Origin of the sequence: Pseudomonas machongensis, from assembly GCF_034961125.1 — a bacterium.
Taxonomy (GTDB): Bacteria; Pseudomonadota; Gammaproteobacteria; order Pseudomonadales; family Pseudomonadaceae; genus Aquipseudomonas; species Aquipseudomonas machongensis.
Window position 1 is genome coordinate 1 of sequence record NZ_JAYFUI010000120.1, and the last position, 10572, is coordinate 10572.

Consider the following 10572-nt stretch of genomic DNA (forward strand, 5'->3'; position numbering starts at 1 on the left):
CCTCGACCTGTGGGGCCGTGAACGCAACGCCACTGAGCAGGCGCTGGACCAGGCGCACATGCGCGCCGCCGAAGCCCGCCAGGCCCAGCTCGAATTGCACGACAACGTGGTGCGCACCTACATCCAGCTGAGCCTGCATTTCGCCCAGCGCGACATCGTCCAGGCCGAGCTGGAGCAGCAGGAGCAGATCCTCGCGCTGGCCAGGCGGCGCCTCGAAGCCGGGATCGGCACCCATCTGGACGTCAGTCAGGCCGAAGCGCCGTTGCCGGAAACCCATCGGCAGCTCGACAGCCTCGATGAAGAAATTGCCCTGACGCGCAATCAATTGGCGGCACTGGCCGGCAAGGGGCCGGGCGAGGGGGCCAGCCTGCAGCGCCCGACACTGACGCTCGCGGCGCCGCTGTCCTTGCCCTCGGCATTGCCCGCCGAGCTGGTCGGCCAGCGCCCCGACGTGGTCGCCAGCCGCTGGCAGGTGGCAGCCCAGGCCCGCGGCATCGAGGTCGCCCACGCAGGCTTCTTCCCCAATGTCGACCTGGTCGGCGGCCTTGGTTTCATGGCCACCGGTGGCGGGCCGCTGGAGTTTCTCACCGGCCGCAAGTTCAACTACAACGTCGGGCCTGCCATCAGCTTGCCGATCTTCGATGGCGGGCTTCTGCGCGCGCAGTTGGGTGAAGCTTCGGCCGGCTACGACATGGCTGTTGCCCATTACAACGAAACAGTGGTCGGGGCGTTGAAGGGGATTTCCGACCAGTTGATCCGTCGCGAGTCGATGGCGCAGCAGGCACACTTCGCGGCCGAATCGGTCGCCGCCGCGCAGAAGACCTACGACATCGCCACGGTTGCCTTCCAGCGCGGGCTGACCGACTACCTGAACGTGCTCAATGCGCAGACCCTGCTGTTTCGCCAGCAGCAGATCCAGCAGCAGGTCCAGGCCGCGCGCTTGAGTGTGCATGCCGAGCTGGTCACGGCGTTGGGCGGTGGTCTTGGCGCGGGCAGCGACGTGCCGGATGAGGCGCATCAGGCGGTGCCGAAAGCGCCGGCCCTGATTGCCTCGGGACGCGAGCAATGATGCGTTGGCTGTCCAGCCTGGAATGGCGCCGGGGCTTCTTTGCCTGGGCGCGCACCGACGGGGTGACCTGGGTCTACATCTTCAAGGTGCTCGCTGCGGCGTTCCTCACCCTCTGGCTGGCCATGCGTCTGGAGCTGCCGCAGCCGCGCACGGCGATGATCACCGTGTTCATCGTCATGCAGCCGCAGAGCGGGCATGTGTTCGCCAAGAGTTTCTACCGCATGCTCGGCACCCTGGCCGGTTCGGCGATGATGGTCGCGCTGATCGCGATCTTCCCGCAGAACACCGAGCTGTTCCTGCCCAGCCTGGCGCTGTGGGTTGGTCTGTGCTCGGCAGGGGCCATGCGCTATCGCACCTTCCGCGCCTATGGCTTCGTGCTGGCCGGTTATACCGCGGCGATGATCGGCCTGCCGGTGCTCCAGCACCCTGACCAGGCATTCATGGCCGCGGTATGGCGGGTGCTGGAGATCTCTCTGGGGATTCTGGTCTCGACCCTGGTCAGTGCCGCGATCCTGCCGCAATCGGCCAGCGCCGCCATGCGCAATGCCTTGTACCAGCGCTTCGGCGTGTTTGCCGGGGTGGTGGTCCAGGCCCTGCGCGGCAACAGCCAGCGTGCGCTGTTCGAGTCGTGCAACGTGCGTTTCATCGCCGAGGCGGTGGGGCTGGAGAGCCTGCGCAACGTCACCGCCTTCGAAGACCCGCACATGCGCAGGCGCTCCGGTCGCCTGGTGCGCATGAACAGCGAATTCATGGCCATCACCACCCGTTTCAACGCCTTGCACCGTTTGCTCGAACGCCTGCGTGCACGCGGCCCGGCGCAGATCGTCGGTGCCATCGAGCCGGGCCTGCATACCCTGGCGCAATTGCTCGAGCCCTACGTCGGGCGAGCCCTGACCGATGCCGATGCGCTACGCCTGACCCTGGAACTGGCAGCCTACAAGGATGGCCTCCAGGCGCAGGTGCGCGGGCTGCGTGCGGCGTACCTGGAGACCGGCCCCAGCGACGCCGACCTGCTGGACTTCCACACCACCTACGAGCTGCTCTACCGCCTGGTCGACGACCTCTACAGCTACGCCCAGACCCACGCCTCACTGGCCGCGCACAACCACGAACGCGAGCAGTGGGACGAGCCCTATGTGGCACAGACCAGCTGGCTGGTGTCGCTGGCCGCCGGCGTGCGTGGCGCCGCGGTGCTGTTGCTGCTGGGCAGCTACTGGCTGCTCAGCGACTGGCCCAGCGGCGCCATGATGACGCTGATCGCCACGGTCACCGCCGGCCTTTCGGCAGCCTCGCCCAACCCCAGGCGCATGTCGTTCCAGATGGCGTGCGGCACCCTGCTCGGGGCGTTCATCGGTTTCTTCGAGACCTTCTTCGTATTCCCCTGGATCGACGGTTTCGCCCTGCTGTGCATGGTGCTGGCGCCGGTGTTCGTGCTCGGTGCGTTCCTCTCGTCGCGTCCGGCCTATGCCGGTTATGGCGTGGGCTTGCTGGTGTTCTTCGCCATCGGTTCGGTGCCCAACAACCTCACGGTCTACGACCCATACGCCTTCATCAACGATTACATCGGCATGATCATCGGCATGCTGGTCTGCGCTGCGGCCGGGGCGATCATCCTGCCGCCGAACAGTCGTTGGCTATGGAGCCGCCTGGAGCAGGACCTGCGCGAACAGGTGCTGTTCGCCATCGCTGGGCGCCTGCGGGGCCTGGGCTCGGCGTTCGAGAGCCGCACCCGCGACCTGCTGCACCAGGCCTATGGCCTGGCGGCCGGCAAGCCGCAGGTGCAGGCCGAGCTGATGGGCTGGATGTTCGTGGTATCGGAAGTCGGTCACGCCGTGATCGAACTGCGCAAGGAGCAGGCCAATGCCCCGGTGCACCCGGCCTATGCCGAATCGCAGCCCTGGCGCCAGGCGATACGGGTGATGGGGCGCGCCCTGGCGCGGCTGTTCCTGCAGCCCAACGCCAGCAACCACGAGCGCGCGCTGGTGGCGGTCGACCACGCCATCAGCCGTGTGCAGGCCACCGACGAACCTTTCGCCCGGCACTTCGACACGTCGGTGCTGCGCCGCGCGCAGAGCTACCTGCACTTCATCCGCACCTCGCTGCTCGACCCCCAGTCACCCCTGGCCCCGGCCAAAGGATTGCACCATGCCCCGTGAGATCGCCTTCCATGGCGTGTACATGCCCACCATGACCCTGATGTTCCTGTTCGCTGCAGGCCTGGCCTGGGGCCTGGACCGCTTCATCGCCAGTCACGACGGCTATCGCTTCTTCTGGCACCCGGCGCTGTTGCGCCTGTCCCTGTTCGTCTGCCTGTTCGGCGCACTGGCGCTGTCTGTCTACTGGTGAGAAACCTTCGATGAAAAAATTCTTCAGCTTCCTCGCCACCCTGCTGGTGCTGACCGCTGCCGTGGTGATCGGCCGCCAGTTGTGGCTGCACTACATGACCACGCCCTGGACCCGCGACGGTCGCGTGCGCGCCGACATCATCAACGTCGCGGCCGATGTGCCGGGTTATGTGGTGGACGTGCCGGTGCGTGACAACCAGCAGGTGAAGAAGGGCGATGTGCTGATCCGCATCGACCCCGAGCACTATCGCCTGGCAGTGGAGCAGGCCCGGGCGCTGGTCGCTTCGCGCAAGTCCACCTGGGAGATGCGCAAGGTCAACGCACGGCGCCGTGCCGACCTGGACAACCTGGTCATCTCCAAGGAGAACCGCGACGACGCCAGCAATATCGCCAACGCCGCCCTGGCCGACTATCAGCAGGCCCAGGCACAACTGGCAGCGGCCGAGCTGAACCTCAAGCGCACCGAGATCGTTGCCACGGTCGACGGCTACGTCACCAACCTGAACATCCACAAGGGCGATTACGCCCGCACCGGCGAGGCGGTGATGGCGGTGGTGGACGAGCATTCGTTCTGGGTGTACGGCTTCTTCGAGGAGACCAAGCTGCCGCATGTGAAGGTGGGGGACCAGGCCGAGCTGCAGATGATGAGCGGCGAGTTGCTCAAGGGGCATGTCGAGAGCATCGCCCGCGGCATCTACGACCGTGACAACCCGCAGAGCCGCGAGCTGGTCGCCGATGTGAACCCGACCTTCAACTGGGTGCGCCTGGCGCAGCGGGTGCCGGTGCGGATTCATATCGATGAAGTGCCCGAGGGCTACCTGCTGGCGGCGGGCACGACCTGCACGGTGGTGGTCAAGCCGGGCGGGGCGTGAGGGTCACTCGCCTGCCGGGCAGACCAGCACCGGCACCTGTACCCGGTCGACCACCTTGCTGCTGATCGACGGGTCCAGCAGCCTGCCGAGGCGCGACAGGTGTCGGTGGCCCATGATGATCAGCTCGCAGCCGAGTTCCCGGGTCTTGTCGACGATGGCCTCGACCGGTTGCGCAGCGACCATGCAACCCTGGCATTGGAAACCCGCTTCGCGCAGCGTGGCCACGGCTTGTTGCAGGGCGCGTTCGGCCAGTTGCTGCTCCTCGCAGGCCGCGGGGTATTCCTCCAGTTCCTGCTCGGTATAGGACGCTGGGCGCTCGTGCACGGCGAAGGTCGGGTCGATGGCCAGCAGCACTTGCAATTGATGTTCGCCTGGGCGGCAGTAGCGGCGGGTGAGGTCTAGCAGTGTTGCGCTGGCTGGGGAGGCGTCGATGGCGATGAGGATGGGCATTGGCGGGGCCTTGTGTCAGGGCGGGTGAGCGGTGTCGATCTTTTCACGGGCAAGCCCGCTCCCACTGGTTGCCATGTGAGAGCAACTGTCATGTTCAAATTTGACAGCCAGCTAAATCCTTGTGGGAGCGGGCTTGCCCGCGAAAAGAACCCCACCATTCTCGAATCTTCCGCCAACCCGGATAAATGGCCCCCCACGCACGGCGTCATTGCACCAGACGCAATCGTGCGACCTGCTACCATCGCGTTTCCCACACTCGCCACGGAAATCGGCCATGCAACTCCCGGACATGAACCTGCTTGTCGCCCTCGACGCCCTGCTCGACGAGGGCAGTGTGGTGGGCGCGGCGCAGCGCATGAACCTGAGCCCGGCGGCGATGAGCCGCACACTGGGGCGCATCCGCGACGCGCTGGGCGACCCGATCCTGGTGCGGGCCGGGCGCGGCCTGGTGCCGACACCCCGCGCGCTGGCCCTGCGTGACCAGGTGCGGGCGCTGGTGGAGCAGGCCGGGCTGGTGTTCAACAGCGGCGAGGACGTCGACCTGCCGAACCTGGAGCGCGCTTTCAACATTCGCACCAACGACCTGTTCGTCGCCCTGTATGGCGCGCGTCTGCTGCACATGATGCTGGCCGAGGCACCGCGCACGGTGCTGCGTTTCGTGCCGGAAGCCCATGGCGATGACGACCTCGTGCTGCGCCACGGGCAGATCGACCTGGTGGTGAGCTCGAGCATCGAACTGGGGCCGGAGATCAAGGTGCAGCATCTGTTCGATACGCACTTCGTGGGCCTGGCGCGGGACGACCATCCGATCTTCGACGCGCCGATCACCCCCGAGCACTTCGCTCGCTATCCACAGATCAGCGTGTCGCGGCGCGGGCGGGCCAACGGGCCGATCGACGTGGAACTGGGCAACTACAAACTGCAGCGGCGGGTGTCGCTGATCACCCCGAGTTTCCACTCGGCGATGTTCTCCCTGCCGGATTCGGACCTGATCCTGCCGATGCCGGCGAATATCCTCGGCAATGTGCTGAAGTTCGGGCTGCCGCTGCGCTCGTTCGAGATTCCGGTGGAGTTGGAGAAGGTGCGGGTGATGCAGGCCTGGCATCCACGCTTCGACAATGACCCGGCGCATCGGTGGCTGCGGCGCACGCTGAAGGCGTGTTGCGGGACCGAGCCTTGAGGCCACCACCGAAAGCGGATTGCGTCTGGCGCAATATAAAACTGCCAACAAGTCAGTTTTCGTAAGCATTGCCCACCCCTAGACTTCCCACAGCTGAAAAATGTTGCTGGAGATGTCTAGAAATGAGTTCCCTGAGCGCACCCGCCGCTGCACTCGCTGCCGCCCCGGTGGCCGCTGCGCCCGCGCAGACGCCATTCGGCCTGCGCGTGGTGGTGGGGTTGTTCGGAGTGTTGCTGGCTGTGCTTTGTGCCGGGCTCAACGAGGCGGTGACGAAGATTTCCCTGGCCGATATCCGCGGCGCCATGGGCATCGGCGCCGACGAGGGGGCCTGGCTCGTAGCGGTGTATGCCGCTGCATCGGTGTCGGCCATGGCTTTCGCACCTTGGCTGGCCACCACCTTCTCGCTGCGCCGCTTCACCATGACCGCCATTGGCGTGTTCGCTGTGCTGGGCCTGGTCCAGCCCTTGGCCCCCAACCTGCATAGCCTGATGCTGCTGCGCGTGCTGCAGGGCTTCGCCTCGGGGGCATTGCCGCCGATGCTGATGAGCGTGGCGCTGCGCTTCCTGCCGCCGAACATCAAGGTCTATGGCCTGGCCTGCTATGCCCTGACAGCCACGTTCGGGCCCAACCTCGGCACGCCACTGGCGGGCCTGTGGACCGAATATGTCGGCTGGCAGTGGGCGTTCTGGCAGATCATCCTGCCCTCGGCACTGGCGATCTTCTGCGTCGGTTGGGGCCTGCCGCAGGACCCGCTGCGCCTGGAGCGCTTCCGGCAGTTCGACTGGCGCGGCATGCTGCTGGGGTTGCCGGCCCTCAGCAGCATCGTGCTTGGCCTGTCGCTGGGCGATCGTTGGGGCTGGTTCGATTCGCCGCTGATCTGCTGGTTGCTGGGCGGTGGCCTGCTGCTGCTGGTGCTGTTCATGTACAACGAATGGTCCGAGCCTTTGCCGTTCTTCCAGTTGCGCATGCTGTCGCGGCGCAACCTGAGCTTCGCCCTCGTGACCCTGGCCGGCGTGCTGGTCGTGCTTTCCGGCGTAGGTAGCATTCCTTCGGCGTACCTGGCGCAGATCCAGGGGTATCGCCCGGCGCAGACCAGCCCGCTGATGATGCTGGTGGCCATGCCGCAACTGATCGCGCTGCCGCTCACCGCAGCGCTGTGCAATATCCGAGCGGTGGACTGCCGCTGGGTACTGGCGAGCGGGCTGGCGATGCTCGCGGCCTCGTGCGTGGGCAGCAGCCTGCTCACCAGCGAATGGATCCGCGGTGATTTCTACCCGTACTACCTGCTGCAGGTGTTCGGCCAGCCGATGGCGGTGCTGCCACTGCTGATGCTTTCGACCAACGGCATGACCCCGCAGGAAGGCCCGTTCGCGTCCGCCTGGTTCAACACCGTGAAGGGCCTGGCGGCAGTGATCGCTACCGGGCTGCTCGATGCCCTGGGCACCCTGCGCAGGCATTTTCATTCCAACCATCTGGTCGACAGCCTGGGCAATGCGCCACTGCTGGACGACGGCGCGGCGAACCTGGCCAGGCGCCTTCACGAACAGGCCCTGGTACTGACCTCGGCCGACCTTTACCTGGTGATGGCCTGCATCGCCGTGGCCCTGATCTGCCTGATTCCCTTTGTGCCTACCCGGGTCTATCCGCCCCGTGCGGTGGCCTGACCCTGTAGTTCGAGACAAATGACATGACCCAAGCACGCAAGACAGTTTTCATCGGCTCGGTACTCGCCGTGGCCGTCCTCGCCGCCATCGTCGGCCCCTGGATGTTCGGCAGCGACCACCGCCAGAGCACCAACGACGCCTACGTCACCGCCGACTACACCGTGGTCGCGCCGAAGGTAGCAGGCTTCATCAAGCAGGTGCTGGTCGAGGACAACCAGCAGGTCAAGGCCGGCCAGTTGCTGGCGACCATCGACGCCCGCGACTACCAGGCCGCGCTCGATGCTGCCCAGGCCCAACTGCTGGTGGCCAAGGCGCAGGCCGTCGATGCCCGCGCCACCCTCGAACGCCAGGCGGCGCTGATCGCCCAGGCCGAGGCCGCGGTGAAGGCGGCGCAGGCCGAGGCCGGTTTCGCCGACCATGAAGTGACGCGCTACAGCCGCTTGGCCGAGCAGGGCGCCGGCACCGTGCAGAACGCCCAGCAGGCGCGCAGCCGGGTCGACCAGGCCCGTGCGCGGCTGGCCAACACCCAGGCGGCGCTGGTGGCCACGCGCAAGCAGGTCGACATCCTCCAGGCACAAGTCGCCAGTGCCGATGGCCAACTCAAGCGCGCCGAAGCCGGCGTGGAAAAAGCCGAGCTGGACCTGTCCTACACCCGCATCACTGCACCGGTGGACGGCATGGTCGGCGAGCGCGCGCTGCGTGTTGGCGCCTACGTCAATCCAGGCGCGCGGCTGCTGTCGGTGGTGCCACTGCAACAGGCCTATGTGGTCGGCAACTTCCAGGAAACCCAACTGACCCATGTGCAGCCCGGCCAGCCGGTGCGCATCAGTGTCGATACCTTCTCCGGCGAGACCCTGCGCGGGCATGTCGAGAGCATCGCGCCGGCCACCGGCGTCACCTTCGCCGCGGTGAAGCCGGACAACGCGACCGGTAATTTCACCAAGGTGGTGCAGCGGATTCCGGTGAGGATCGTCTTCGATGATGGGCAGCCTTTGCTCGAGCGTCTTCGTGTGGGCATGTCGGTGGAGGCGACCATCGATACCCACGGCGACACCCTGGCCGGCAAAGAGGTGACTGCGCGATGAAAGCCCATCCAGCCATTGCGGCAACCGCTTCCACAGTGCTGCTCGCCGCGCTGTTGGCCGGCTGCACCCTCGGCCCGGATTTCCAGCGCCCCGACAGCCAGGCCCCGCAGCAGTGGAACGCCCTGCAGGGCGAGCAGGCGGCGAGCCAGCCTGTGGCGGAGCCGCTGCAACTGCGCTGGTGGGACAGCTTTCATGATCCGCGCCTGAGTGCGCTGATCGAGCAGGTCGCAGCGCGCAACCTCGATCTGCAGATCGCCAGCGCACGCCTGCTGCAGAGCCGGGCGCTACGCAGTACCGTCGCAGCCGACGAGCTGCCGTCGGTGGATGTCAACGCCAGCTATAGCCGTGCGCGCAACAGCGCCGAAGGGCTGAGCGACCCGTCCGGCAAGGCTGGCAAGTCGGCCTTCAACCTGTGGCAGGGCGATCTTGTAGCGGGTTGGGAGCTGGACTTCTGGGGGCGGGTACGGCGCCAGGTCGAGGCGGCCGACGCCAGTGTCGAGGTGGCCGAGAATGACCGCAATGGCGTGCTGCTGGCGCTGCTCGCCGAGACTGCGGGTGACTACATCCAGTTGCGCGCGGTGCAGCACACCCTGCAGGTCACCGAGGATAACCTGAAGGTTGCCCGGCACAGCCTGAAGCTGTCCGAGGACCGCCAGGCCGAGGGCGTCGCCACTCGCCTCGACGTGGCCCAGGCCAATGCCCAGGTGGCGTCGATCGAAGCGCGCCTGCCGACCTTGCAGGCGCGTCGCGATGACCTGATCAATGCCCTGAGCCTGTTGGCGGCCGAGCCGCCGCGCAGTTTGCAGAGCACCTTGCTGGACGCTGGCGCGTTGCCGGCGCCGGAGCAGAAGTTCGCCATCGGTGTGCCTTCGCAACTGGCCGAGCGCCGCCCGGATATCCGCCAGGCAGAAGCCCGCCTGCATGCCGCCACCGCGAGCATCGGCGTGGCCAAGGCGGATTTCTACCCCAGCATCCGCTTGTCCGGGAGTGCCGGCTTCCAATCGATGCAGCTGGCTGATTTCGGCAACTGGGATTCGCGGCGCTTCGCCTTCGGGCCGCAGTTGTCGTTGCCGATCTTCGAAGGCGGCCGCCTGAAAGGCACGCTCCAGTTGCGTGAGGCGCAGCAGCAGGAGGCGGCGCTGAACTACCGCAAGGTGGTGCTGGGTGCCTGGCATGAGATCGACGATGTGCTGCGCTTGTACAACGCCAGCCAACTGCGCCGTGACCATTTGGCCGAGGCGGTGCGGCAGAACCGCATCGCCCTGGAAACGGCGCAGCGTCAGTACGTGGAAGGGGCGGTGGACTTTCTCAACGTGCTGACCGTGCAGTCGGCACTGTTGGCCAGCGAAGAGCAGTGGATCGACAGCTCGGCGGCGGTTTCGCAGGCGCTGGTGGGGCTGTACAAGGCGCTTGGGGGAGGCTGGCAGGCGTTCGACAAGGTTTGAGACGGGTGGTGGATTCTTCGCGGGCAAGCCCGCTCCCACAGGACGGACAGCACCGATTCTGTACTTGTGGGAGATTCTATGGTTCTCAGCAAGCCAGTTTCGCCCCTTTGGTGACGTATTCGTCCTGATTTTTCATCAGGGCGAATGCCACCCGCGCGAGCTTTCTTGCCAGGATTACCAGAGCTTGGGTCGTTGCTTTACCCGTGCTCAGATGCTGTTCATAAAGTCCCTTCCAAGCGGCAGATCTGCTGGCAGCCATCGCAGCGTTATGCAATAAGCGACGAATTTCTGAGCAACCTCGCTTGGTAAGGCGGCGGCGTCCATTCTTCTGTCCGGAATCATTAACTCGTAGATCCATTCCCAGGAATGCAATGTACGAGTCACTGCTTTTGAACTCGCCCCTCACAAAAGCCATCACCAATGCTGTCGCTGTGAGAAAACCAATGCCCTCTACTGCTTGGC

The 10572-nt window shown here is 65.9% G+C and carries 10 protein-coding genes; 8 read left to right on the forward strand and 2 right to left on the reverse strand.

Annotated features, from left to right (window positions below; genetic code table 11):
* The 4 genes from VA602_RS12805 to VA602_RS12820 all read left to right on the forward strand — a co-directional run.
* On the forward strand, window positions 1-1069 hold a 1069-nt coding region (locus tag VA602_RS12805; protein WP_323453375.1), incomplete at its 5' end, for an efflux transporter outer membrane subunit.
* Complete coding sequence (locus tag VA602_RS12810) at window positions 1069-3225, forward strand: FUSC family protein (RefSeq protein WP_323453382.1); 2157 nt, start codon at window positions 1069-1071, stop codon at window positions 3223-3225. The genes VA602_RS12805 and VA602_RS12810, both read left to right, overlap by 1 nt.
* On the forward strand, window positions 3215-3415 hold the full coding sequence (locus VA602_RS12815; RefSeq protein WP_054894899.1) for a DUF1656 domain-containing protein: 201 nt from the start codon (window positions 3215-3217) through the stop codon (window positions 3413-3415). Before VA602_RS12810 ends, VA602_RS12815 begins: the two co-directional genes overlap by 11 nt.
* A 10-nt stretch (window positions 3416-3425) precedes the next feature.
* Window positions 3426-4286, forward strand: a complete 861-nt coding sequence (locus VA602_RS12820; RefSeq protein WP_153773215.1) for an efflux RND transporter periplasmic adaptor subunit — start codon at window positions 3426-3428, stop codon at window positions 4284-4286.
* 3 nt (window positions 4287-4289) lie between these two features.
* Here VA602_RS12820 and VA602_RS12825 read toward each other — a convergent pair whose 3' ends face one another.
* Window positions 4290-4736, reverse strand: a complete 447-nt coding sequence (locus VA602_RS12825; protein WP_323453376.1) for a universal stress protein — start codon at window positions 4734-4736, stop codon at window positions 4290-4292.
* Between the two features lie 274 nt (window positions 4737-5010).
* Here VA602_RS12825 and VA602_RS12830 point away from each other — a divergent pair, with 274 nt between their 5' ends.
* From VA602_RS12830 to VA602_RS12845, 4 genes are all read left to right on the forward strand, one after another.
* The gene (locus VA602_RS12830; protein ID WP_323453377.1) at window positions 5011-5916 is read left to right on the forward strand and encodes a LysR family transcriptional regulator; all 906 of its coding nucleotides are present in this window, start codon (window positions 5011-5013) and stop codon (window positions 5914-5916) included.
* Between the two features lie 122 nt (window positions 5917-6038).
* Window positions 6039-7580, forward strand: a complete 1542-nt coding sequence (locus tag VA602_RS12835; RefSeq protein ID WP_323453378.1) for an MFS transporter — start codon at window positions 6039-6041, stop codon at window positions 7578-7580.
* Between the two features lie 23 nt (window positions 7581-7603).
* Window positions 7604-8665, forward strand: coding sequence for an HlyD family secretion protein (locus VA602_RS12840; RefSeq protein ID WP_323453379.1), 1062 nt, complete (start codon window positions 7604-7606; stop codon window positions 8663-8665).
* The gene (locus VA602_RS12845; protein WP_323453380.1) at window positions 8662-10110 is read left to right on the forward strand and encodes an efflux transporter outer membrane subunit; all 1449 of its coding nucleotides are present in this window, start codon (window positions 8662-8664) and stop codon (window positions 10108-10110) included. The genes VA602_RS12840 and VA602_RS12845 overlap by 4 nt, the downstream gene beginning before the upstream one ends.
* An 85-nt stretch (window positions 10111-10195) precedes the next feature.
* On the opposite strand, the gene VA602_RS12850 is transcribed toward VA602_RS12845, so the two are convergent.
* The coding region (locus VA602_RS12850; RefSeq protein WP_323453381.1) for a transposase at window positions 10196-10572 on the reverse strand (377 nt) is incomplete at its 5' end.